This is a genomic window from Sphingomonas arvum, assembly GCF_026013565.1.
GTDB lineage: Bacteria > Pseudomonadota > Alphaproteobacteria > Sphingomonadales > Sphingomonadaceae > Sphingomicrobium > Sphingomicrobium arvum.
Genome location: NZ_JAPDOB010000002.1, coordinates 126,906 through 150,301, shown reverse-complemented (window position 1 = coordinate 150,301; position 23,396 = coordinate 126,906). Strand labels below are relative to the sequence as shown.

The window sequence follows — 23,396 nt, the reverse complement described above, 5'->3', positions numbered from 1 at the left end:
CGAGCCATGGCCACCCTGCCGAACCCGGTCGATTATGCCGTGCCCGGCTTTATCCTGCTGGTGTTGGCGGAGATGCTGGTCGCCTGCGCTGCGGACCGACGGCGCTACTGTCCGCAGGACACGCTGACGTCACTGGCGCTGGGCTTCGGGTCCACGATCGCAGGCGCGCTCAGCTTCGGCCTGGTGTTCGCCACGGCATCCTGGGTGTGGGGCTACCGTCTGATGGACGTGCCGTGGACCTGGTGGGCGTTCGTCCTCTGCTTCGTGCTGGACGACCTGGCCTATTACGTCTTCCACCGCTCGGCCCACCGGGTTCGCTGGTTCTGGGCGAGCCACGTCATCCATCATTCGAGCCAGCATTATAACCTGTCCACGGCGCTGCGGCAGACCTGGACCGGCTTCTTCAGTCTGGCCTTCATCTACCGGCTGCCGCTGTTCCTCCTCGGCTTTCCACCGGCAATGGTGTTCTTCTGCGCGGGGCTGAACCTCATCTACCAGTTCTGGATCCACACCGAGGTGGTCGGTCGCTGCCCGCGCTGGATCGAGGCGGTGATGAACACGCCCTCGCACCACCGCGTTCATCATGCCGTCAACCCGCGCTACCTCGACCGCAACTATGCGGGCGTGTTCATCGTCTGGGACCGGCTGTTCGGCACTTTCGAGGCGGAGCGGGAGGACGACCGCCCCCGCTACGGCATCGTCAAGCAATTAGGGTCGTTTAACGTCCTGTGGGCGGCGGTGCACGAGTGGGTCGGCATCGCGCGGGACATGTGGAGCGCTCCGTGGAACGCCAAGCTCGGCTACCTCATACGTGAGCCGGGCTGGAGCCATGACGGCAGCCGCGACACGAGCCAAACCATTCGGGCGCGCTGGCAGAACCAGGCTGCGGCCGAACCCAGCAAAGAACAGCAGGTGGGGGCAGATCATGTTCAAGCAGCTTGACGGCAAAACGCTGGTGTCGGGCCAGATCACGGCCGATGACCTGAGTAACGCTAAGGCCCAGGGCGTCACGCTGGTGGTCAACAATCGCCCGGATGCCGAGGATCCCGGCCAGCCGACCAGCGATGAGATCGAAGCCGCCGCCCACGCCGCGGGTATGGATTACTGCCACATTCCAATTGTGCGCGGCATGGGCCCATCGGATGTCGAGCTGATGCGCGGTGCGATGGCCCGGGCTGGCGACGGCAAGCTGCTCGCCTTCTGCCGGTCGGGCATGCGGAGCACGCTGGCCTGGGCAGTCGCGAGCCGTGAGGAGGGCGTACCGCGGGATCAGTTGGAGAAGGGTGCGGCGGCTGCTGGGTTCAGCCTGGCGGCAGTAGACCATCTTCTTTGAGGATCGCGCGAGCCTCATCCGCTTCCGCGGCCAGCACCATCAGGCGAACCGGAAACAGCCAGCCTACCCCAAGGAAGCCGTGCATTTCCGAATCGAACAGCACGGCATCATAGCCGTCCCGTTCCAAGGTCAGGCGAGCAAGGTCGGCCTCGACCCGGCTCTCGTACCGGGCGAGCTCGACCAGGCTCAAGCAGCCGTGCCGCCCACCGTGATGCCGTCGATGAGCAGGGTCGGCTGGCCCACGCCGGCGGGGACGGACTGGCCACCCTTGCCGCAGATGCCGACCCCTTCGTCGAGCGCCAAGTCGTTGCCGATGCCTTTGACCCGGGTCAGCACCGTCGGGCCGTCGCCGATTAGGGTCGCGCCCTTCAATGGCTCGGCCAGCTTGCCGCCGCGGATCCGGTAGGCCTCGGTGCAGCTGAACACGAACTTGCCGCTGGTGATGTCGACCTGGCCGCCGCCGAAGCTCTTGGCATAGATGCCGTCCTTGACCCGACCGAGCAGTTCGGCCGGGTCGTCCTGCCCGCCAAGCATGAAGGTATTCGTCATGCGCGGCATAGGCGCATGGGCGAAGCTCTCGCGGCGTCCATTGCCGGTCGGCTCGACGCCCATTAGCCGGGCATTCAAGCGGTCCTGCAGGTAGCCGACCAGGATGCCGTCCTCGATGAGGGTAGTGCGCCCGGTCGGCGTGCCTTCGTCGTCAATGCTGAGGCTGCCGCGGCGCTCGCTCATGGCGCCGTCGTCGACCACCGTTACGCCCGCCGCGGCGATGCGCTGGCCGATCCGACCGGAGAAGGTGCTGGTGCCCTTGCGGTTGAAGTCGCCTTCCAGCGTGTGGCCGACCGCTTCGTGCAGCAGCACGCCGGGCCACCCCGGTCCGCACACGACTGTCATCTCGCCAGCGGGGGCGTCCACCGCCTGGAGGTTGGTCAGGGCCTGCGCGAGCGCGATGTCGATGGCGCGGTTCCACGTCGCCGGCTCGAGCAGCCGATCATACAGGTAACGGCCGCCGAGCCCATGGAACCCGGTTTCGCGGCGGTCCCCCTCCTTGGCAACGATGGTCACATTGAGGCGCACCAGCGGGCGGACGTCAGTCGCGACAAAGCCATCGGCGCGAACGATCTCGACCACGCTCCAGCTCGCCTGCAGGCCGACGCTGACCTGCGCCACGCGTGGGTCGCGGGCGCGGGCAGCCGCGTCGATCTGCTGGCACAGCGCCACCTTCTGAGCGAACGGCACCAGGCTGAGCGGGTCCTCGGCACCGTACATCGCCATGTTGGTGCGCGGCGGCGGCGCGGCGTGCGGACCCTTGGCGGGGTCAAGCAGCTGCAGCGTCTGCGCCGCGCGCTCGATCGCGGCGGCACTGATCTCGTTGGCATGCGCAAATGCCGTGGTCTCACCCGTCACTCCGCGCAGGCCGAAGCCGCCGCCTGTGTTGTAGTCGGCGGTCTTCAGCCGGCCGTCGTCGAACCCGAAAGCCTCGGCGCCGCGGTATTGGAGGTAGAGCTCTCCGTCGTCGCAGCCGGCCAGGTGCCGGGCCGCGAGCCGCTTGGCTTGGTCGGGATCAAGTGCCTCACGGTAGAGGAAGCGGCGGGGGTCGTGCAGGGTCAAGCCGCGTCGCCAATGTCCGCCGGGCCGCCGGCCAGCACGAAGCGGCGGTCGCAATAGCCGCATTCGACGAAGCCTTTCTCGTCGATTCTGAGGTAGACCCGCGGATGGCCGAGCGATGGGTCGATCTGGCCACCGCCGTCGCAGGACACGGCATTGGTGGTGACGCGAAAGGTCTCAGGAGGAGGAATAGCGGACATGGACGGGAGGTAGCCCCTCGCTTGCCTGCCTTCAATAAGCCGCTAGGGCTTGCGGGCATGAGTGACGCGGCGATCCGGATCGAAAACCTCGGCAAGACCTACGAAGGCGGCAAGAGGGCGCTGGACGGGGTCAGCTTCGACGTGCCGCGAGGGCAGATATTCGGCCTGCTCGGACCGAATGGCGCGGGCAAGTCGACGCTGATCAACATTCTCGCGGGGCTGGTGACCAAGTCGCAGGGACAGGTGTCCGTCTGGGGGTTCGACATCGACCAGCACCCGCGCAACGCCAAGCTGTCCATCGGCGTGGTGCCACAGGAGATCATATTCGACCCCTTCTTCACTCCTCGCGAAGCGCTGGAGATTCAGGCGGGGTTATACGGCGTACCCAGGAGCCAGCGTCGGAGTAACGCGCTGCTCGCCGCGATGCGCCTCACCGACAAGGCCGACGCCTACGCGCGGACTCTGTCCGGCGGGATGAAGCGGCGGCTGCTGGTCGCCAAGGCGATGGTCCACTCGCCGCCGATCCTGGTGCTGGACGAGCCCACCGCCGGCGTCGACGTGGAGCTGCGCCAGCAGCTGTGGGAATATGTCCGTGAGTTGCACGCCGAGGGTGTCACCATCGTCCTGACCACCCATTATCTGGAGGAAGCCGAGCAGCTGTGCGACCGCATCGCCATCATCAACCATGGCAAGGTGGTCGCCAACGAGCCCACCCGCGAGCTGCTCGGCCGCGCGCAGGAGAAGAATGTTGTGGTGACCGTCGATCGTGACGTCATGGCGGCGCCGGAGGCATCCTGCTTCGAGCAGATTGCGGTGTCGGGCGAGCGGCAGCTGACCATCACCTACCGCAAGGATCGGGTGAATGCGGGCGAGGTGCTCGGCGCGCTGCAGGCGCAGGGGCTCGGCATCGTCGACGTGACCACCCGCGACCCCGACCTGGAGGACGTGTTCCTCAGCCTGGTCCGCCAGGCGTGAGCCAAGCCTTCGACGTCCTGGTCATTGGCTCCGGCGCGGCCGGGCTGACGGCGGCACTGAACCTTGCGGAAGAGCGCAAGGTGGCGGTGATCGCCAAGGGCGCGCTGGGCGAGGGGGCGACTGGCTGGGCGCAGGGCGGTATCGCGGCGGTGCTGGAAGAGGGCGACAGCTTCGAAAGCCACGTCGAGGACACGATGGTGGCCGGCGCCGGCCTCAACGACCGCGCGGTGGTGGAGCATGTGGTCAGCGGCGCGCCCGCCGCCATCCGCCGCCTGATTGAGCTGGGCGTGCCCTTTGCCGAGGAAGCCGGGTCCCTGCACCTCACCCGCGAAGGCGGGCACAGCCACCGGCGGATCGTCCATGTCGCCGACGCCACCGGTTCGGCTGTCCAGAAGGCACTGGAGAAGGCGGCCGGTGCACACCCCAACATCACGCTGGTGCCTGACATGGTGGCGATCGACCTGGTGACCGGCCGCAACGCCAGCCGCTTCTCGACTGAAGGCACCATTCACGGCCTTTATGCCTACAACCGGAAGCGCAAGCGGGTGGAGACGCTGACGGCCCGCGCAACCGTGCTGGCGACGGGCGGCGCGGGGCGGACCTACCTCTTCTCCACGGCACCGCGGGGCGCCACGGGCGACGGCATCGCGATGGCGTGGCGCGCCGGATGCCGCGTCTCCAACATGGAGATGATGCAGTTTCATCCGACCTGCCTTTACAGCCTGGCGGCGAAAAACTTCCTGATCACCGAAGCGGTGCGCGGCGAAGGCGGACACCTCAAGCATCCGCTGACCGGCCACCGGTTCATGCCAGACTATGACGAGCGCGCCGAACTGGCCCCACGCGACGTGGTAGCACGCGCGATCGACAGCGAGATCAAGCGCGACGGCCTTGATTACGTGCACCTCGACATCAGCCATCGCGAGGCGGAGTTCGTGCGGGCGCACTTCCCGACCATCTACGACAAGCTGCTGGGGCTTGGCATCGACATCACCCGCGAGGCTATCCCGGTGGTGCCCGCCCAGCATTATACCTGCGGCGGGGTTGTCGTGGACCGCGACGGACGCACCGACGCGCCTGGCCTCTATGCCGCCGGCGAGGTGACGGAGAGCGGCTTGCATGGGGCCAACCGCCTCGCTTCCAATTCGCTGCTCGAATGCCTGGTGTTCGGGGAGGCCGCGGCCAGGGACATCCTGCGGCGCTGGGAAGAATTGCCCCCCGTGCCCGAGGTGCGGGAGTGGGATGAAAGCCGCGTCACCAACTCCGACGAGGAGGTCGTGATCACGCAGACTTGGGGTGAAATCCGCCGCTTCATGTGGAACTATGTCGGGATCGTCCGCACCACCAAGCGGCTGGAGCGGGCCAAGCGCCGCGTCGACATGCTGCGTCAGGAAGTGCAGGACTATTATGGCAAGTTCCGGGTCACTCCGGACCTGATCGAACTGCGCAACCTGGTGGAAGTCGCGGACCTGATCATCCGCTCCGCCCTTCATCGCCACGAGAGCCGCGGCCTGCATTATACGCTGGACTACCCTCGGCTGGCGCCGGAGCCGAAGGACACAGTGCTCGTCCCCTGAAGGAACAGGCGGCGCGGGATGGCTCCGGCACCGCCTGACGGGTTGTTGATGACCGGGCTCAGACCAGCGCCGCGATGGTGACGGTGGCGACCCCCCAGAAGAAGATGCAGGCCGGCAGCAGCAGCACCAGCGTGGCCGCTTCACCCGCACCCGTACGGCCGGTCAGCGTGTCGATGCCGCGGGCCTTGAACTCGGCCCAGCTGAGCGCGCGGTCATCGTGCCGAGGCTTCATGGTCGCCCATTTCGCCGGCACATAGGCAAAGGCCGCGACAAAGATGACGTTTACCGCCATCGGCAGAACCAGCCCGTCGGCCATGAAGCCGATGCTCATCACGGCAAGATAGGCCATGAACAGGGCGAACGAGCCGAGCAGCAGCGGCGCGGGCAGGCCGAAGTTGCGGTCCGTGCAGCCTTCGCTCAGTGCCTCTGCCTGCGCGGAGAGCACGGGAGCAGAGACGATTTCCTCGCGGGCGAGCAGGTCGAGTTGGTCGATGCGGGCGGTCATGGGGCGCTCCTTGCTGGCGTTCCCAATCTCTACCCGCGGCCGGCGAGTCGACGATTGATCCTCGTCAACCTGCCCCTACGCACTTGTACGGACGTGCCGGCAGTTCGAACAGCTTGCTGGCATCGTCCGGGGATGCTGGCTACATCCCGTGCCGCATGCCTGACCCCCAGCCCCACCTCTATCTCGTCGACGGATCGAGCTACATCTTCCGTGCCTACCACCGGCTGCCGCCGCTCACCAACCGGCACGGCATCAATGCGGGTGCGGTGTACGGCTATACCGCCATGCTGTGGAAGCTCGCGGACGGGCTGAACAAGGCGGACGGTCCCACCCACATGGCGGTGATCCTGGACAAGGGGTCGAGCTCCTTCCGCAACCAGATGTACGACCAGTACAAGGCGCATCGGCCGCCGCCGCCCGAGGACCTGATTCCGCAATTCCCGCTGATCCGAGTGGCGACCCGTGCCTTTTCGATCCCCTGCATCGAGGAGGAAGGACTGGAAGCGGACGACATCATCGCCTGCTACGTCACGGCCGCACGGGCGGCCGGGTGGAAGGTGACCATTGTCAGTTCTGACAAGGACCTGATGCAGCTGATCGAGGACGGCTCGGTCGACATGCTCGATACGATGAACGACCGTCGGATCGATCGCGCTTATGTGATGGACAAGTTCGGCGTTGGGCCGGAGCTGGTCGGGGACGTGCTCGCGTTGATGGGCGACAGCGTCGATAACGTGCCCGGTGTACCCGGGATCGGGCCGAAAACCGCCACCCAGCTGATCCAGGAGCATGGCTCGCTGGAGGCCGTGCTGGCCGCCGCCGACGGGATCAAGAGGCCCAAGTTGCGCCAGAACCTGCTCGAGCATGCCGAAGCGGCCCGCCTTAGCCGGGAGCTGGTGCGACTGGTGTGCGACGCCAACCTGCCCGAGCCGCTGGAGGCGCTGGCGCTGCAAGGCATTCCCAAGGAGCCGCTGCGCGAGTTCCTGGAGGACATGGGGTTCAAGACCCTGATGAACCGCATGGTGGGCGATGGCGGAGCCCGCCCCGGCGCGCCGAGTGTTGCGCCCCAGCCAAACCGCACAGCCGGTCCCGGTGCACCCGAACCGATCGAGATCGACCGGGCGCGCTACGCCGTGCTGGCGCAGGCAACGGACGTGCAGACCTGGCTGGACGAGGCCCGAGCGCAGGGCTGGCTCGGGATCGACCTGCAATGGGATGGCACGGGTGGCCTCGCGGCGGGCCTCGCCGGGATCGCGCTGGCGCTGCAGCCCGGCCGCGCGGCCTACATACCATTCGGCCACGCCGGCGGTGACCTGCTGGGCGATGCGCCGATCCAGCTCGGCCGCGACGAAGCATTGGCGTTGCTCCGGCCCGTCCTCGAAGACTCGTCGATCCTCAAGATCGGCTTCAACCCCAAGGACCAATTGAAGCTGCTGTGCGACAGCGGCATCGCCGTCGCGCCGGTCGAAGACATCCAGCTGATGAGCTTCGCGCTTGATGCGGGCCGGCTTGGGCAGAGTTTCGAAGACCTGGCCAAGGCGCACTTTGAACATGCTCCCATGTCACTCAAGGCGGTCTGCGGCACCGGCCAGAAGGCGATCCGCTTCGCCGACGCCGCCATCGCGCGCGCAGCGGAATATGCCGCCGAGCGCGCCGACCTTACCGTGCGCCTGTGGCTGCGCCTGCAGCCGCGGCTGGCGAGCGAACATGCAACGCGCGTCTACCGGCTAGTCGACCTGCCCTTGATCGGCATTCTGGGCGGCATGGAACGGCACGGCGTCAAGGTCGACCGCGCCTATCTCGCCGAGCTGAGCGATACCTTCGCCCGCGAGATCGCCGGCTTGGAAGAGCAGGTGTACGAGGCGGCCGGCGGCCCCTTCACCATCGGCTCACCCCAGCAGCTCGGCTCCGTGCTGTTCGAGCGCCTGGGTCTGAAGGGCGGGCGCAAGGGCAAAAGCGGGGCTTATTCGACCGACCAGAGCGAGCTGGAGCGGCTGGAGGCGGACGGAGTGCAGGTGGCACGGCTGGTGCTCGACTGGCGGCAGCTGACCAAGCTGAAGATCACCTATACGGATGCCCTTCAGGCGCAGATCGACCCGCAGAGCGGCCGGGTGCACACGCGCTACAGCCTGGCCGCCGCGCAGACCGGCCGGCTGTCCTCGACCGACCCCAACCTGCAGAACATACCGATCCGGACGGAGATCGGCGCCCGCATTCGCGACGCGTTCATCGCCGAGGAAGGCTACAGCCTGCTGTCGGCCGATTATAGCCAGATCGAGCTGCGCCTCGCCGCGCATATCGCGGATGTGCCGCAACTCAAGGAAGCATTCGCCGCTGGCGAGGACATTCACAACATCACCGCGCTGGAACTGTTCGGCGACTCGGGCAAGGACAGCCGCAACAAGGCAAAGACGATCAACTTCGCGATCTTGTACGGCATCTCGTCCTGGGGCCTGGCCGGTCGCCTGGGCATCAGCCGCGAGGAAGGTCAGGCGATGATCAACCGCTACTTCGAGCGGTTTCCGGGCATCAAGAACTACATTTCGACCACGCTGCAGCAGGTGCGCGAATGCGGGTTCAGCGAGACACTGTTCGGCCGCAAGACCCATTTTCCGAACATCCGGTCGGGAGTGATGAACCTCCGACAGGGGGCAGAACGCGCCGCGATCAACGCGCCGATCCAGGGCACCAGCGCCGACATCATCAAGCGCGCAATGGGGCGCGCCGAACCAGCGCTGCACGCGGCTGGACTGCCGGACGTGCGCATGCTGCTGCAGGTGCATGACGAACTGGTGTTCGAAGTTCCGCACGGCCAGGAGGAACGCGCCGCCGCGGTGATCCGCGCGGTGATGGCGGATGCTGCGAAGCCTTTGGTGGAGCTGACCGTTCCACTTGACGTGGAGGTGGGCTGGGGCGCCAACTGGGGCAAGGCGCATTGAGCCAGGCACCAACGGGCGCCGCGCCTACCGCCGACCTGGCCGCCCTCGCCCGTGGCGGCCGGATCAACTTTTTCGGCTTTGTCCTGCGCCTCGCCGCGCGCCTTCCCTTTCTGTTCATTGCGGGACGCATGTACGGCCCGGAGGCGCTGGGCCGCTTCGCCTATGCCGTGCTGATCGTGGAGTTTGCGGCCCAGCTCGCCACCCTCGGGCTGAAGCGCGGACTGGCGCAGCAGTTGAGCGAGACGACCAAGGCGCATGCCTGCGTTGCGTGGGATGCGCTGCTGGTTGCGGCGGCAGGATCGGCCGTCGGCATGACATTGCTCTTCGCCTTCCCACAAGCCATGTTCCCCAACTCGCAGATTCACGGGCTCGAGTGGCTGCTGCCGATTTCCGTCCTGGCGCTGGCCTGGTCCGACGTCATGCTCGCGGCGCTGGCATACCGCAACGACGTTGGTGCCACCGTCCGCGCCCGCGCAGTGGTCGAGCCATGGACGATCAGCCTCGCGGCATTGGCTTTCGCCTTCATTTCAAAACGCGATGGCCTGATCATCGCCTACGCCCTCTCCATGGTCGGCGCCGTGGTCGCCTCCGCCATCCCATTCCTGCGCAGCTATGGTTTCGCGCGAGGATGGAAACCCAACCCCGCCGAAGCTTGGCGGATGGCCCGGCGCTATCTGCCGGTCGCCGCCGCCGACACCGTGGAATGGGGCAGCCGGCGGGTAGACATCGCCATCCTCGGCCTGTTCGCCTCACCGGCGATCGTCGGCATCTACTACGTGGCCCAGAACGTGGCCTCGCTGCCAAGCAAGCTCAAGACCAGTTTCGACCCGATTCTCGGACCGGTAATCAGCCGCAACCTCCGGGCGGGGAACCGGGCGGCCGTCGCTCGCCAGGTGCAGCAGGTCGGCTTCTGGGTCATCGCGGCTCAGGCGGCGGTGGCATTGGCGCTCGGCATCCCGGGCGAGGGGGTCATGGGACTGGTCGGTCCGGCCTTCGTATCGGGCACCGGGGCGCTCGCATTCCTGCTCGCAGCCGAGGTGGTAGCGGCAACCGCCACCACCAGCGAAGCGGCTCTGATCTACATCGCGCGCAAGCGGAACATGCTCCTGTCGCTGCTGATGCTGGCGTTACAGGCGGTGCTCACCGTGGCCCTGATCCTCATTATGCGCCGGCTTGGTTGGCCGCCGATCTGGCAGGCGACGGCGCCGGCGGTTGCGCTGACCCTGGCCTTGGCGTTCGCCGCCGTCACCAAGGCCCGGCTGGCGTCGTCGCTGCTCGGCGCACCCGTGAGCGCCTGGCGCTGGCCACTGGTCTGGGCCGCTGTTGCGGCGGCGTTCGTGGGCCAGGTCGCGGTCCTGCTGCCGGAGTGGCTGGAACTGCTGCTCGGCATCCCCGCCATCCTGGCTGCGTTCGGGGCGGTGATCTGGGTCAAGGGCTTCGGGCCCGAGGATCGTGAGCTGTTTCGCATGCGCAAGTCAGACATCCAGGAGTTGCAGGAATCCGAGCTGCCTGCGCCGGGCACCACGGGCAACGCCGCCCGTTAGCGCAAGCCGACCGCTTAGTGCCGGAAGTGCCGCATGCCGGTGAAGATCATCGCAAGGCCAGCTTCATCGGCTGCGGCGATCACTTCCTCGTCGCGGATCGACCCGCCCGGCTGGATGACCGCAGTGGCACCTGCTTCGACCGCGGCGAGCAGACCGTCGGCGAACGGGAAGAAGGCGTCGCTGGCCACTGCCGAACCCACGGTGCGCGGCTCAGGCCAGCCATGGGACTCCGCCGCCTCCCGCGCCTTTGCCGCCGCGATTCGCGCAGAATCGCGCCGATTCATCTGTCCGGCTCCGATACCCGCCGTGGCACAATCCTTCGCATAGACGATGGCGTTCGATTTGACGTGCTTGGCCACGGTCCAGGCGAAGCGGCAGTCGGCAACCTCCCGGGCGCTAGGCTGGCGTCGTGTCACGACGCGCAATTCGGAGTCGAGGATAACGCCATTGTCGCGCGCCTGGACCAGCACTCCGCCGGCCACAGTCTTCAGCTGCAGCCCCGCCCGGCGTGGATCAGGCAAGTTGCCGGTCAGCAATAAACGTAGGTTCTTCTTGGCCGCGAAAACCGCCAAGGCCTCTTCGTCGGCGTCGGGCGCAATCACCACTTCGGTGAAGATGGCGGTGATGGCCCTGGCCGTTTCCCTGTCCAGCTGGCGGTTCACCGCCACGATGCCGCCGAATGCGGACACCGAGTCGCACTGAAGGGCGGTCTGGTAGGCGCCGCCGAGATAGTCGTCTTGGGCGACTCCGCATGGATTGGCATGTTTGACGATGACGCACGCCGGCCGACCATCCCGGAACTCGGCGATGAGTTCTAGCGCCGCGTCGGCGTCGTTGAGGTTGTTGTAGCTAAGTTCCTTTCCCTGCACCTGTCTCGCGCCCGCGATGCCGGCGACCGACAAACTCTGGGGAAGATACAGCGCGGCCGCCTGGTGCGGGTTCTCCCCATAACGCAGCTCACTGCTTTTGGTCAGTGCCATCGGCAGCACCACAGGGAATTGCTGCTGCTGGTCGGAAAAGGCGAACCAGCTCGCAATTGCGCTGTCGTAGGCGGCCGTGGCGGCGAAGGCCTGGGCCGCGAGGCGGCGGCGGAACTCCAGGCTCGTGCTCCCGCCCGAGCGGTCCAGTTCACCGATCAGTTCGGCATAATTGCCCGGATCGGTAACGATGACGACGTGCCCATGGTTCTTCGCGGCCGATCGCACCATCGACGGACCACCAATGTCGATGTTCTCGATGATCTCGTCGCGCCCGGCGCCGCGAGCGACGGTCTGCTCGAACGGGTAGAGGTTGACCACGACAAGATCGATGGGCGCGATGCCATGCTGCTCGGCCGCCGCCTGGTGCTCGAGATTGTCACGAACGGCGAGCAGTCCGCCGTGCACCGCCGGGTGAAGCGTCTTGACGCGCCCGTCCATCATCTCGGGGAAACCGGTCAGCTCGGCCACGTCGCGTACCTGGTGGCCAAGGTCGCGTAGCCGCGCCGCCGTGCCGCCGGTCGAGACCAATTCGACCTGATGGCGGGCGAGCGCCGCGGCCAGCTCCTCGATGCCCTGCTTGTCCGAAAGCGAGATGAGGGCCCGGCGAACGGGCACGAGTTCGGTCATTTTCATCCCCTATTATGAAGACCGGCGGAACTGCCATCCAAGGTCGATACCCTGGGCAGTCGCCTCTCCGGCAATGGCGAGCTGCAGCGTCCCGGTCAGGCGGCCCTGACCGTCAACCCAAACGCTTTCCTCAACCTCCAAGCGGGCGCCGCGACATCGAAAATTCCACGGCGGCGCGCCCGGCGAGCGCAGGATGGCCCCCATGCCGTCAGCGGTTGCGACCGCCTCGACGCCGGGGCCCAGGTGAAAGCGCAACGAAAAGGAAACGGCGTCGCGGATCCTTCTACGGCCGCTCGGAAGCAAGCGATCCGCCCCACGCACCTCCTTGCCGTCGTTGGCAAGCATGACACCCCGGCTATGGACCAGGCCGAAACCCCTGACATAGCCATCGTGAGCCGCTTCCAAGCGGTTGAACTCGTCATCGTCGCGCCGGTCCACGGTGACGTCCTCGACGCCCCGGCCCAGGTTGCCGTTCGGCAGGATCGCCGTGGAATTCTTATCACCAAGGGTCAGGGTGCTGTGCGCGGCGGAGGTCCGCAGCGCTTGCGCCAGTTCAGCCGTGATACCCGTCGGCAGCAGGCCCGGCCCACCACAATTCACCACCAGCCGCTGCGCACCGTCGCTTAGCTCGAATGCCAGGGTCGAAGCGGACCCGAGGCGGGTGATGCGAGTAGGCGCTGGCGGCGCTGCATCCATGACCAGCACGGTCCCGAGCGCATCCAGTCGCTGGTAGCCCCAGCCACGGGCCTGCCGCAGCGGCCGGGCCCGCATGCCGCAGCCCTCCACCAGCGCCGCCAAACGCAGGCTATCGCCAGGGTTGCCGCCCTGCCAGCTGCCCAAGCCGCCGTCACCCAGCATCACGCCGTGCAAGGCGGCCAGCGCCGCCGTCGCCGCACCTTCCAGCGCTTCAGGCAGCGTCTGCTTGGCGGCGTGATAGGCTGCCCTGAGCAGGCCCAGCCGGTCGACTAGCAAGGCCTGCTCGGCCGGGGAACGCGAGAGCAGGCCGCCGTCGTCCGCCTGCCCGGTCGCCAACGCGCGGGTCAAGCCCGCCTCGGCCCGCGCGACCCGACTCACTTGGCCTTGCAGCAGCAGCGAACCTGCGGTGAGGCCGGCCCATGCCGTGATCCGCTGCAGGCCGGGATCGGCACGGTCGGCCGTGGCGCCAAGGTGGCGTACCCCGCGGGCCATGGTGTTGAGCAGGGCCGCCCGGTACGCGGCGTCGTGGCTGGAAAGGACGTAGGGCGCGTAGGCCGCCCAGAACAGCAGGCGTTCTCCCCATAGGGCCGGAGCCCAGGCGGTATCGACCTTGTTACCATGCGCGACGAGCCAGCGCGCCGCCACTGCCTCCGCTACCCGGGCGCCACGTTCGCGTGAGGCCGTTCCGGCGAGGTCGCGCAGCCAGGCAAATGCCTGCGCCTCCTGGGCCAGGGGACCGGTGGTGCCGACTTCCCGGAAGTTGATCTCGGTCAGGTCCAGCACCTCCGCCCCGCGGACGAGCTTGCCAGCAAGGATTTGGTCGCCGCGGGCGCGGTCTCCTTGAACATGATCGCGCGGCACGGCGGTTAGCCGAAGCGGCCGCTTGCCACGTCCGAGGAGCCGCTTCAGCAGGGGCGCGCGGCCCGGGGTGGCGACCGCCTGCGGGGTCACTCGGTTCCCCGCAGCCCCGCGATGTTGGCGCCGTAATGGTCGGGTCCCCCGCGAAAGGCTGCGGTGCCCGCGACCAGCACCGTGGCACCTGCATCCACGCACTGCCGCGCGGTGGTCATGTCCACCCCGCCGTCGACCTCGATTTCGACCGCAAGTCCCTCCTTCGCCACGCGCTTGGCGATCGCTTCGATCTTCCGAAGCTGGCCACTGATGAACTTCTGCCCGCCAAATCCTGGATTGACGCTCATCACGAGCACGAGGTCGATTTCCTCCAGCACATAGTCCAGCGCCTTGGCGGGCGTCGCGGGATTAAGGGACACGCCGGCTTTCTTGCCGAGCTGCCGAATACGCTGGATCGTCCGATGCAGGTGCGGTCCCGCTTCGGGGTGCACGGTGATGAGGTCGGCTCCGGCTTCGGCGAACGCCTCCAGGAACGGGTCCACCGGCGAAATCATGAGATGGACGTCGAAGGGCTTGGCGCTGTGCGGCCGGAGCGCCCTGACCACCGCCGGACCGATCGTCAGGTTGGGGACAAAATGTCCGTCCATAACGTCGATGTGAATCCAGTCCGCTCCAGCGTCGTCGATCGCGCGCACCTCCTCGCCCAGCTTGGCAAAGTCGGCGGAAAGGATGGATGGGGCGATGCGGACCATGAGCCTGATTAGCCGCGGGGATCAGCGGCGGACAAGCCGCGCGATGAAGAAGCCGTCCAGGCCACCCTGTTCTTCAAGGGTGCCGGGCAGCAACCGAAGTTCGCCGGTGCTAGCGGGCATGATGCCGGGGATCACCTCGCCGGTGGGCGGATCGGGCTCCAGCATGGTTTGAGCTGCGACGATCTGCTCACCTTCCTCGGGTTCGAGAGAACAAACTGCATAGACCAGGACGCCGCCGGGTCGAAGCAGGCTGGCAGCGTGTGCAAGCAGCCGGGCCTGTAGTTCGGTGCTCTCAGCAACGATGCGCGGCGAAGCGCGATAGAGAACTTCCGGGTGGCGGCGGAAGGTGCCGGTGGCCGAGCAAGGCGCGTCGAGCAGAATGGCGTCGAAACCGCCGCCGTTCCATTCGGCGGCGTCGGCGACGACCGTCTCCGCACGCAAGCCCGTTCGAGCAAGATTGTCGGAAAGTCGTGCGAGACGACTTGCGGAGCGATCAAGCGCGGTGACCTGATGTCCCGCCGCCGCCAGCTGCATGGTCTTGCCGCCTGGGGCGGCGCATAGATCGAGCACGCGCTCGGCCGTCGGCGGGATCAATCGCGCCGGGAGGGACGCCGCCAGGTCCTGCACCCACCAGCGCCCTTCGCCGAAACCAGGCAGGTCGGTGACCGCCGGACCACCGCTCAGGCGGACATGGCGCTCGGCGAGCTGCACTCCACCGTTCCCTGCCGCATAGTCTGCCGCCTCGGCCGGGTCGACGAAGCTGAGGTCGAGTGGGGGACGACGAACGATAGCCCGACGCGCAGCGGCGACTACCTGATCCCCCCAGGCCAAGGTCCAGCGATGCTCGACCGCGGCGGGCAGCGCAGACGCTTCGCTTGGCGTCGGGTTGCGACGCAGCAGGGTGCCGAGCACGCCATGCACCAGCCGGCGCGGTCCTCCTTCCACGAGCGGGAGGGCCGTTGTGACGATTGCATGGTCCGGCACGTGCAGCGCCAACTTCTGCGCCAGCGCTAGCCGTAGCACCATCCGTGCCTTGGCATCGTCGGCCAGTCGCAACCGCGTGACGCTGTCGATCAGCCCGTCGATCTCCCGCAGCCGCCGGATCGTCTCGCCCGCGATCGCCAGGGCGAGCGCCCGGTCGGGTCCCGTGAAGCGCTGCGCGGCGGCGTCGAGGGTCTGGCCACGACGCAGCACGGCGTCGAGTAGCTGAAGAGCCGCCCGCCGGGATCCGCTACCGTCGTCCGCCCCTCTTGGCTTGCCCGACTTCATCGCCCATTTGACCAGATATGGAACGGCCCAAGCACCTCAACCCGCCCGCCTACCTCAGCAAGTCCCCGCCGGTGCCGACGCCGGATGAGGGTCACCAGGCCGGGCCACCGGCTGGCGACAAGCCGCGACCGGAACCCACCCGTTATGGGGACTGGGAGAAGAACGGCATCGCCTGGGATTTTTGACGTCACCTAGTGCGCCTCCAGCCGCGGTGGTCGGCTGAGCAGCGCTTCGAGGACCTCGTCGATCCGCGCTTGCCCGCTGAGTAACGCGGCGACGGCGGCGACGATCGGCATGTCAATGCCACGCTCCCGCGCGAGGCGGTCGAGCACCGGAGCAGTGAAGGCGCCCTCCGCCACCGTCCGGCGGTCCGCCATCAGCTCCGCCGCTGCCTGTCCGCGTCCGAGCCCGAGCCCGAGCGAGAAGTTGCGGCTGCTGCTGGAGGAGCAGGTCAGCACCAAGTCGCCCAAGCCGCACAGGCCCGCCAGTGTCTTGCGCTGTGCCCCCATCGCGAGGCCGAACCGGGTCATCTCCGCGAAACCGCGCGCGATCAGGGCGGCACGGGCGTTCTGACCCAGGCCACGCCCTTCCACCGCGCCACAGGCGATCGCGAGCACATTCTTGACGGCGCCGCCGACCTCCGCGCCCGCGACATCGTCGCTGAGGTACAAGCGGAAGTGCGGCAGCGCCAAGCGCTCGCGCACCTGCTCCGCAAGGCCAAGATCGTCACCGGCCAAAGTAAGCGCGGTCGGCAGGCCGGCGGCGACCTCATGGGCGAAGGTCGGCCCGGACAAGACCATGACGTCGGCGCCCGGACAAGCCTGCCGGGCAACGGCGTGGAGCAACTGCGCGCTGCCCTCTTCGATGCCCTTGGAACAAAGGATCAGCCGCCGCGCGCCGCCCGGCGCCGCCGCGAGCACCGCCCGCATGTGCTGGGCCGGGGTGACCACCAGCCAGGCGTCGCAGCCGGTGAGATCGTTGAGGTCGCCGGTGGCGCTTACCAGCGGGTCGAGGCGGATGCGCGGCAGGAAGGCGGCATTTTCATGGACGGCATTGATGGACTCCACGACCTCCGCCTCGCGCGCCCAGAGCAGGACTGTCTCACCCTTGGCCGCGGCAACCTGGGCGAGAGCCGTGCCCCACGCGCCGCCCCCGATCACTCCGACCTTCATGCCTTGACCCCCGCTCCGCGGACCGCATCGGCGGTGTCGTCCAGCGGCCAGCGCGCCCTCGCCGGCGCGTCCAGCCCATCGCGGAGCCCGGCCGCGAAGCGCTCCGCCCCCGCCCAGGCGATCATGGCGGCGTTGTCCGTGCACAGCCAAGCCGGCGGGCTGGTGAAGGCCCGTCCATGCTGCTGGGCGAGCCGGCGTAATGCGTCGCCGACCGACGTGTTTGCCGCCACTCCGCCAGCCACGACGAGCGTACGCGCGTTGCTGCGTTCAAGCGCTAGCCGCGTTCGGTCGACGAGGCAGTCAATCACCGCCTGCTGGAAGCTGGCTGCGACATCGGCCGGCTCGTGAGCGCCCGACGCCGCCGCACGCTGCACCGCACTCTTGAGCCCGGCGAACGAGAAATGTGGTTCGCCCGAGCCGACCAGCGGCCGCGGCAACGGTACCGCCGCGGCATCTCCCTGCGCGGCCAGCGCTTCGATTGCGGGACCACCGGGATAGGGCAGACCAAGCAGCTTGGCCGCCTTGTCGAATGCCTCGCCGGCCGCGTCGTCGATGGTGGTCGCAAGGCGGCGATAATGGCCGACGCCGCGAACCTCGAGCAATTGGCAGTGGCCTCCGCTGGCGAGCAGCAGCAGATAGGGGAAGGCGAGCTCCGGATCGGTCAGGCGCGGCGAAAGCGCATGTCCCTCCAGGTGGTTGACAGCTATCAGCGGCTTGCCCGTAGCCAGCGCGAGGCCCTTGCCGGCCAGCAGCCCGACCATCACGCCGCCGATCAGGCCGGGACCGGCCGTCGCGGCCACCGCGCCCAGTTGAGCGGGCCGGACGCCGGCTTCGGCCATGACCTGTTCGATAAGCCCGGGCAGCACCTCGACATGCGCCCGGGCGGCGATCTCCGGCACCACTCCGCCATAGGGCTGATGCGCGCTGTTCTGGCCGATCACCGCCTGAGCAATAATTCGCCGGTCGGACGTGACCAGCGCCGCCGCACTGTCGTCGCAGGAGGACTCAAGGCCAAGGATCAGGGTCATCGATGCGCGAAGCCTTTGCCCGAAGCTGCCCCGATGCACTAGGGGGCAGGTCATGCAGCGTCCTCCCATCCTCGGCACCCGTGGCTCTCCCCTGGCACTCGCCCAGGCGCGAATGGTCGCGGCGGCGCTGGAGCAGGCGCATGGATGGGAGCCGGGTTTCGTCCAGCTGCGCACGGTCAGGACCAGCGGCGACCGGATCCAGGATCGTCCGCTGGCGGAGGTCGGCGGCAAATATCTGTGGACCAAGGAGCTCGACCAACATCTGATTGCCGGCGAGACCGATTTTTCCGTCCATTCGATGAAGGATGTGGAGAGCGTACGGCCGGCGGAACTGCACCTTGCCGCCATGCTGCCCCGGGCCGATGTCCGCGACCGTGTGGTGGGGGCATCATCCATCAACGATCTTAGCCAAGGCGCCTTGGTCGGCACCTCGTCGCCTCGGCGCGCTGCACAGCTGCTAAGGCGGAGGCCAGACCTGCAGACCGTGTCCATCCGCGGCAATGTCGCAACCCGGCTGGGGAAGGTCGGGACGGAGGTCGACGCCACCTTGCTGGCAGCGGCGGGGCTCGACCGGCTGGGGATCAGCGAGGGCTGCGCAATCGAGACGGACTTTATGCTGCCGGCGCCCGCCCAAGCGGCGGTAGGTGCCGAGTGTCGCAGCGAGGATGAGGGCATGCGCGCGCTGCTTGCGGCGATCAACCACCTCCCTACCTGCGCTGCGGTCCATGCCGAGCGCGCCTTCGCCCGCGAGGTCGGGGGCTCCTGCCATTCGCCTGTCGCGGCGCTTGCCATCGCGGGGCCGGACGGGCGTTTGTGGCTGCGCGCGGAGCTGCTCAGCACCGACGGTAGCGAGCAGGTCGCGGGCGAGGTGCGCTACGATCCGGACAATGCTCCCGAAACCCCGCGACAGCTTGCCCGCGACCTGCTGGACCGGGCGCCGCCCAGTGTTCGGGCGCTGTTCGCTTGAGGACGGTCGTGGTTCTGCGGCCGCAGCCGGGGGCGTCGGCAACCCTTGCCCGCGCCGCCGGCATGGGGCTGCCGGCGATCGCCATTCACCTGTTCTCGGTTGAACCCCTCGAGTGGCAACCGCCCGCCACCGGTACCTTCGACGGTTTGCTGCTGACCAGCGCCAATGCGCCGCGCGAAGCTGGTCCGCAGCTGGACCTGCTGCGTGGGCTTCCGGTCTACGCGGTCGGCGAAGCGACGGGGGCTGCGGCTCGCGCCGCGGGCCTGCACGTCGTCGAGGTCGGTAGAGGCGGGGTAAAGGAGCTGCTCGCGGGCGTACCAAGGGACTTGCGGCTGCTCCACCTGTGCGGAGCGGATCGGACCGCCGAACCAACGCCGGTGTCCGTTGATTGCATACCGGTCTACCGGGCTGCCCCGATCGACGCTCCGACTGGGCTGGATCGTCTGCCAGGCTCAGTCGCGCTGGTTCATTCACCGCGGGCCGGACGCCGACTGGCGGAGGTGGCCGGCGAGCGGCAGGACGTCCGTGTCGCCGCGATCAGCAAGTCGGCGGCGGACGCCTGCGGCACGGGCTGGGCGGCGCTGGAGGCCGCGCCCGAGCCGACCGACGCCGCCCTGCTTTCCCTTGCTGCCCGGCTGTGCCAACAGTCGGACCCGAAATGACCAGCGCGCCTCACCGTCGTCTCGGCCCCGCCAGTTGGCTGCTGCTGATCGTCGTCCTGTTGCTTGCCGGTGCGGCGGCGGCGGTGTGGGGGCTCAAGCGCTGGAACGAAGTCGCCCGTTTCGTAGGGCTTGGCGCCGCGCCGGCGGTGACGGGCGCGCCTGGTGGGGCGCCGCAGCTTGCCCTGGCTCAGCCTGCCGTAGAACTACCCGCCCCGACCGCCGCAGCGACAGTGGACACCGCGCGGGATGCGGTGCTCGAGGCACGGGTCGCACGGTTGGAAAATGCAACGCAGCAGGTCGCGGGATCGGCCGGCCGGGCCGACGCCTTGCTGGTCAGCTTCGCGGCGCGCCGGGCGGTCGATCGGGGCGTACCGCTGGGCTACCTCGAACCCCTGCTGGCGCAGCGGTTCGGCGGGAGCAACCGCCAGGCGGTGGCGACCGTGATCACCGGGGCGCGGGCACCGGTGCGGCTGGATCAGCTGACGGTGGAGTTCGACGCCCTCGGACCGCAACTCCGTGGGGGTGGTCCGAACGTCGGCTTCTGGGAAGCAACCCGGCGCGAATTGGGATCGCTGGTCGCCATCCGTCGCGCCGACCGCCCCAGCCCGAGACCGTCGGCCACGTATGATCGGGCGCGCGCGCGGCTGCAGGCGGGGCAGGTAGACCAGGCGCTGGCCGAAGCGATGCGGCTGCCGGGCATTGGGGCTACGGGTCCATGGGTGGACCGCGCACGGCGCTATGTCGCGGTGCACCGCGCGCTGGACGAGCTAGAAAGCGCAGCGCTGCTCGCCCGCTGAGCGCTCTTGCGAGCACGTCGACGATTTGCGATTCTCCCACGAACGGCGACTTCGGCGCGGTTTGCCACGCGTGCATTGGGGAAGAGCGTCATGACGTCACTTGGGCTGCGAATTGCCGCCTTAGGCCTGGCCCTCGCTCCAGCCAGCTGCTCAGCTGGGGCTCAGCCGACGCCGAATGCCTTGGTGGCGACGGCTCCGGCCGCACTGTCCGCCCGCATCGCGGCACTTGGGGCCAGCTTCGCGGGCCGGGTAGGCATTGCGGTCGAGTCCGTGGACCAAGGGTGGCGGGCCGGCTGGAAGGCGGATGAATTCTACCCCCAGCAGAGCGTCAGCAAGTTCATGGTGGCGCTGACCACCATGAACCAAGTCGACCAGGGGCGACGTAGCTTGGCCGAGCCGGTCACGCTGACCCTCGCCGACTTGACCGTGTTCCACCAGCCGATCCGCGAGCGAATCCTAGGCAATGGCGGCAGCTATACGACGACGGTCGAGGCGCTGCTCACCCAGGCCATGCAGAAGAGCGACAACACCTGCAATGACAAGCTGATGCGGCTGGCCGGCGGGCCGGATGCGGTGCGCGACTTCATCGCCGGCCGCCGGCTTGGCGCCATCCGCTTCTACAACGGCGAGCGCGCTCTCCAGTCGCGGATCGCCGGGCTGAACTGGAACCCGAGCTACTCGATCGGCGACGCCTTTTTCAAGGCCCGCGACGCCCTGCCGCTGAACCGTCGCCAGGCCCTGTTCAACCGCTACATCGACGATCCGTATGACGGTGCGGCACCGTCCGCGCTGGTCAACACGTTGGCCCGGCTGAAACGCGGCGAGTTGCTGTCACCAGCGTCAACCGCCAAGCTGCTGACCATCATGAGCAATACCTCGACCGGCAAGAACCGATTGGGCGGCGGGCTCAAGCCGGGCTGGACGCTCGCGCACAAGACCGGGACCGGGCAGGAGCTCGGCGGCGTGCAGGCCGGCTACAACGACATCGGCGTGCTAACCGCGCCGAATGGCCGCAGCTACGCTGTTGCGGTGATGATCAAGAAGACGTCGACGCCGCTGATCATGCGCATGAACCTGATGAACGACGTGGTTCGCGCGGTGATCGCGCAACATGAGGCCACCTACAGCGGTGGCCTCACGCTCTAGTTACGGCAGTAGCGGATAGGCCGGAAGGGTCAGGAACTCCTCGCAGCGCTCATCGAGCACCATGTTGCGGAACAGGCCGGCCGCTTCGGACAGGTTGGGCTGGTCGGGGATGGCGGCCAATTCCTCGTCGAACAGCTGCTCGAACAACCCCCGGTCGAAGGTTCGGCCGTCGTCGAGAGGCGCCTTGAACCGCAGCCACTGCCACAGCTGGGTGCGGCAGATTTCCGCCGTCGCCGCATCCTCCATGAGGTTGTAGAGCGGCACGGCACCCCGACCTGACAACCACGCGGCCATATACTGAACGCCGACGCGGATGTTCTCGCGCGCACCAGCCTCGGTCCGCGGGCCGGTATGCATCTGCAGCATCTCGTCTCGGCCGGGCACACGTTCCGGCCGCCGGTCGAGTTGGTTGGGGCCGCTCATCTGCGCAAAGGCGTCCATGGCAACGGGCACCAGCGCCGGGTGCGCGACCCAGGTGCCGTCATGGCCGTTGCCGACTTCACGCAACTTGTCCTGCCGCACCTTGTCCATCGCAGCCTGATTGGCCGCTTCGTCACCCTTCACGGGGATGAAGGCCGACATGCCCCCCATCGCAAAGGCACCGCGGCGATGGCAGGTATCGATCAGCCGCAGCGAGTAGGCCGCGAGGAACGCCTTATCCATCGTCATCGCCGACCGATCGGGAGTCAGCCGATCGGGCCGGTTGCCGAGCCGCTTAATAGCGCTGAAGATATAGTCCCAGCGTCCGCAGTTCAGGCCAACGATGTTCTCCTTCAGCGCGAACAGGATCTCGTCCATCTCGAAGGCAGCAGGCAGGGTCTCGATCAGGACGGTTGCCTTGATCGTGCCGCGCGGCAGGCGGAGCTTGGCCTCCGCGATGGCGAAGACCTCGCTCCACAGTTCGGCCTCGAACCGGCTTTCGAGCTTGGGCAAGTAGAAATAAGGACCCGAGCCGGCCGCAAGCGCGGCCCTGGCGTTGTGCCAGAAGTAGAGGCCGAAATCGAACAGCCCGCCGCTGATGGCCACGCCATCTACCGTTAGATGACGCTCGTCGAGGTGCCAGCCGCGCGGCCGGACCTTGAGCACCGCTGGTGTGTCGCCGAGGCGATAGTCCTTGCCGGTGCCCGGGTCCGTGAAGCCGAGGCGGCCCTGCCATCGTGCCCGAAGATTGAGCTGTCCTTGCAGCAGCTCGTCCCACGTCGGGGCCGTCGCATCCTCGAAGTCGGCCATGAACACCCGCGCGCCGCTGTTCAGCGCGTTGATGACCATCTTGGCATTGGTCGGCCCTGTGATCTCCACCCGACGATCAAGGAGGTCGGCGGGGATCTCCCCGACACGCCACTCGCCCGAGCGGATGTCGGCAGTCGCTTGCGCGAAGTCTGGCAGATCGCCACCGTCGAACTTGCGCTGGCGTTCCGCCCGGGCGGCAAGCAGGGACTGCCGGCGCGCCTCGAACCGCTCGTGGAGTTCGGTCAGGAACTCCAGGGCGTCGGCGGTGAGGATTTCCTCCGCGCCGGCGACCCCGGATGGTGCAACCGCGACCCGGGGTCGCTCAAGGACGGTGCTCACTGGGCTGCCGGCTCCGCGCAGATGGCGTAGCGTTCGGTCGCGGCGCAGCCGTCACGGAACGTCAGCCGCTGCCATTCCATGCGCGCGCGAAGCTCGTCCTGGAAAGGTCCGCTGACCTTGCTCTTGCCCGGCTCAAGCCGGCTGAAGGCGCAATCCGAATACTCGCCCCCGACGACCCAGAAACGCTGTCCCATGGTT

Annotated in this window: 23 protein-coding genes; 11 read left to right on the top strand and 12 right to left on the bottom strand. The window is 67.8% G+C overall.

Going from position 1 to position 23,396, the window contains the following annotated elements; genetic code table 11:
• Positions 1-6: 6 nt before the first annotated feature.
• Both OMW55_RS08210 and OMW55_RS08205 read left to right on the top strand, forming a co-directional pair.
• Complete coding sequence (locus OMW55_RS08210) at positions 7-942, top strand: sterol desaturase family protein (RefSeq protein ID WP_264882310.1); 936 nt, start codon at positions 7-9, stop codon at positions 940-942.
• Positions 926-1,333, top strand: a complete 408-nt coding sequence (locus tag OMW55_RS08205) for a TIGR01244 family sulfur transferase (RefSeq protein ID WP_264882309.1) — start codon at positions 926-928, stop codon at positions 1,331-1,333. Before OMW55_RS08210 ends, OMW55_RS08205 begins: the two co-directional genes overlap by 17 nt.
• On the opposite strand, the gene OMW55_RS08200 is transcribed toward OMW55_RS08205, so the two are convergent.
• The 3 genes from OMW55_RS08200 to OMW55_RS08190 are packed head-to-tail and all read right to left on the bottom strand — an operon-like array spanning position 1,302 to position 3,141.
• The gene (locus OMW55_RS08200; RefSeq protein ID WP_264882307.1) at positions 1,302-1,523 is read right to left on the bottom strand and encodes a DUF2007 domain-containing protein; all 222 of its coding nucleotides are present in this window, start codon (positions 1,521-1,523) and stop codon (positions 1,302-1,304) included. The two genes, OMW55_RS08205 and OMW55_RS08200, sit on opposite strands and share 32 nt — an antisense overlap.
• Complete coding sequence (gene tldD / locus OMW55_RS08195) at positions 1,520-2,944, bottom strand: metalloprotease TldD (RefSeq protein ID WP_264882305.1); 1,425 nt, start codon at positions 2,942-2,944, stop codon at positions 1,520-1,522. The genes OMW55_RS08200 and tldD overlap by 4 nt, the downstream gene beginning before the upstream one ends.
• Complete coding sequence (locus tag OMW55_RS08190) at positions 2,941-3,141, bottom strand: zinc-finger domain-containing protein (protein WP_264882303.1); 201 nt, start codon at positions 3,139-3,141, stop codon at positions 2,941-2,943. Before OMW55_RS08190 ends, tldD begins: the two co-directional genes overlap by 4 nt.
• Before the next feature lie 57 nt (positions 3,142-3,198).
• Between OMW55_RS08190 and OMW55_RS08185 the strand changes: the two genes are divergently transcribed.
• Positions 3,199-4,116 (top strand): ABC transporter ATP-binding protein, encoded by a 918-nt coding sequence (locus OMW55_RS08185; protein ID WP_264882301.1) that lies wholly within the window; start codon positions 3,199-3,201, stop codon positions 4,114-4,116.
• Positions 4,113-5,693 (top strand): L-aspartate oxidase, encoded by a 1,581-nt coding sequence (gene nadB, locus OMW55_RS08180; protein ID WP_264882300.1) that lies wholly within the window; start codon positions 4,113-4,115, stop codon positions 5,691-5,693. Before OMW55_RS08185 ends, nadB begins: the two co-directional genes overlap by 4 nt.
• 58 nt (positions 5,694-5,751) lie before the next feature.
• Here the strand turns inward: nadB and OMW55_RS08175 are convergent, their stop codons facing one another.
• Entirely contained in the window at positions 5,752-6,198 is a 447-nt protein-coding gene (locus tag OMW55_RS08175) for a hypothetical protein (RefSeq protein ID WP_264882299.1), read from the bottom strand.
• A gap of 155 nt (positions 6,199-6,353) precedes the next feature.
• Here OMW55_RS08175 and polA point away from each other — a divergent pair, with 155 nt between their 5' ends.
• Together polA and OMW55_RS08165 are read left to right on the top strand one after the other, a co-directional pair.
• Positions 6,354-9,137, top strand: coding sequence for a DNA polymerase I (gene polA, locus OMW55_RS08170; protein ID WP_264882297.1), 2,784 nt, complete (start codon positions 6,354-6,356; stop codon positions 9,135-9,137).
• Positions 9,134-10,681: a lipopolysaccharide biosynthesis protein gene (locus OMW55_RS08165; protein WP_264882295.1), complete on the top strand. Its 1,548-nt coding sequence runs from the start codon at positions 9,134-9,136 to the stop codon at positions 10,679-10,681. Before polA ends, OMW55_RS08165 begins: the two co-directional genes overlap by 4 nt.
• A 14-nt stretch (positions 10,682-10,695) precedes the next feature.
• On the opposite strand, the gene purH is transcribed toward OMW55_RS08165, so the two are convergent.
• From purH to OMW55_RS08145, 4 genes are read right to left on the bottom strand one after another with little or no spacing between them, the layout of a single operon-like run.
• Positions 10,696-12,288, bottom strand: a complete 1,593-nt coding sequence (gene purH / locus OMW55_RS08160; protein WP_264882293.1) for a bifunctional phosphoribosylaminoimidazolecarboxamide formyltransferase/IMP cyclohydrolase — start codon at positions 12,286-12,288, stop codon at positions 10,696-10,698.
• Between the two features lie 12 nt (positions 12,289-12,300).
• On the bottom strand, positions 12,301-13,935 hold the full coding sequence (locus tag OMW55_RS08155) for a heparinase II/III family protein (RefSeq protein ID WP_264882292.1): 1,635 nt from the start codon (positions 13,933-13,935) through the stop codon (positions 12,301-12,303).
• Positions 13,932-14,588, bottom strand: coding sequence for a ribulose-phosphate 3-epimerase (gene rpe / locus OMW55_RS08150; protein WP_264882291.1), 657 nt, complete (start codon positions 14,586-14,588; stop codon positions 13,932-13,934). Before rpe ends, OMW55_RS08155 begins: the two co-directional genes overlap by 4 nt.
• 21 nt (positions 14,589-14,609) lie before the next feature.
• The gene (locus OMW55_RS08145; RefSeq protein ID WP_264882290.1) at positions 14,610-15,857 is read right to left on the bottom strand and encodes an RsmB/NOP family class I SAM-dependent RNA methyltransferase; all 1,248 of its coding nucleotides are present in this window, start codon (positions 15,855-15,857) and stop codon (positions 14,610-14,612) included.
• 17 nt (positions 15,858-15,874) lie between these two features.
• Between OMW55_RS08145 and OMW55_RS08140 the strand changes: the two genes are divergently transcribed.
• Positions 15,875-16,042: a DUF1674 domain-containing protein gene (locus tag OMW55_RS08140; protein ID WP_264882287.1), complete on the top strand. Its 168-nt coding sequence runs from the start codon at positions 15,875-15,877 to the stop codon at positions 16,040-16,042.
• A 6-nt stretch (positions 16,043-16,048) separates the two neighbouring features.
• Here OMW55_RS08140 and OMW55_RS08135 read toward each other — a convergent pair whose 3' ends face one another.
• A complete protein-coding gene (locus OMW55_RS08135; protein ID WP_264882286.1) occupies positions 16,049-17,029 on the bottom strand; it encodes an NAD(P)H-dependent glycerol-3-phosphate dehydrogenase in 981 nt (326 codons plus the stop codon).
• Entirely contained in the window at positions 17,026-18,057 is a 1,032-nt protein-coding gene (tsaD, locus tag OMW55_RS08130) for a tRNA (adenosine(37)-N6)-threonylcarbamoyltransferase complex transferase subunit TsaD (RefSeq protein ID WP_264882283.1), read from the bottom strand. The genes OMW55_RS08135 and tsaD overlap by 4 nt, the downstream gene beginning before the upstream one ends.
• 52 nt (positions 18,058-18,109) lie before the next feature.
• Here tsaD and hemC point away from each other — a divergent pair, with 52 nt between their 5' ends.
• The 4 genes from hemC to OMW55_RS08110 all read left to right on the top strand — a co-directional run bounded on the left by hemC (position 18,110) and on the right by OMW55_RS08110 (position 21,629).
• On the top strand, positions 18,110-19,024 hold the full coding sequence (gene hemC / locus OMW55_RS08125) for a hydroxymethylbilane synthase (RefSeq protein WP_264882282.1): 915 nt from the start codon (positions 18,110-18,112) through the stop codon (positions 19,022-19,024).
• A gap of 8 nt (positions 19,025-19,032) precedes the next feature.
• Positions 19,033-19,686 carry a uroporphyrinogen-III synthase gene (locus OMW55_RS08120; RefSeq protein WP_264882281.1) on the top strand — a complete coding sequence of 218 codons (654 nt, stop codon included), beginning with the start codon at positions 19,033-19,035 and terminating at the stop codon, positions 19,684-19,686.
• The gene (locus OMW55_RS08115; RefSeq protein ID WP_264882280.1) at positions 19,683-20,483 is read left to right on the top strand and encodes a hypothetical protein; all 801 of its coding nucleotides are present in this window, start codon (positions 19,683-19,685) and stop codon (positions 20,481-20,483) included. Before OMW55_RS08120 ends, OMW55_RS08115 begins: the two co-directional genes overlap by 4 nt.
• Positions 20,484-20,573: 90 nt before the next feature.
• The gene (locus tag OMW55_RS08110; protein WP_264882279.1) at positions 20,574-21,629 is read left to right on the top strand and encodes a serine hydrolase; all 1,056 of its coding nucleotides are present in this window, start codon (positions 20,574-20,576) and stop codon (positions 21,627-21,629) included.
• Here the strand turns inward: OMW55_RS08110 and aceB are convergent, their stop codons facing one another.
• Together aceB and OMW55_RS08100 are read right to left on the bottom strand one after the other, a co-directional pair.
• Positions 21,630-23,198 carry a malate synthase A gene (gene aceB, locus OMW55_RS08105; RefSeq protein WP_264882278.1) on the bottom strand — a complete coding sequence of 523 codons (1,569 nt, stop codon included), beginning with the start codon at positions 23,196-23,198 and terminating at the stop codon, positions 21,630-21,632.
• Complete coding sequence (locus tag OMW55_RS08100) at positions 23,195-23,392, bottom strand: DUF4170 domain-containing protein (RefSeq protein WP_264882276.1); 198 nt, start codon at positions 23,390-23,392, stop codon at positions 23,195-23,197. The genes aceB and OMW55_RS08100 overlap by 4 nt, the downstream gene beginning before the upstream one ends.
• Positions 23,393-23,396: the final 4 nt, after the last annotated feature.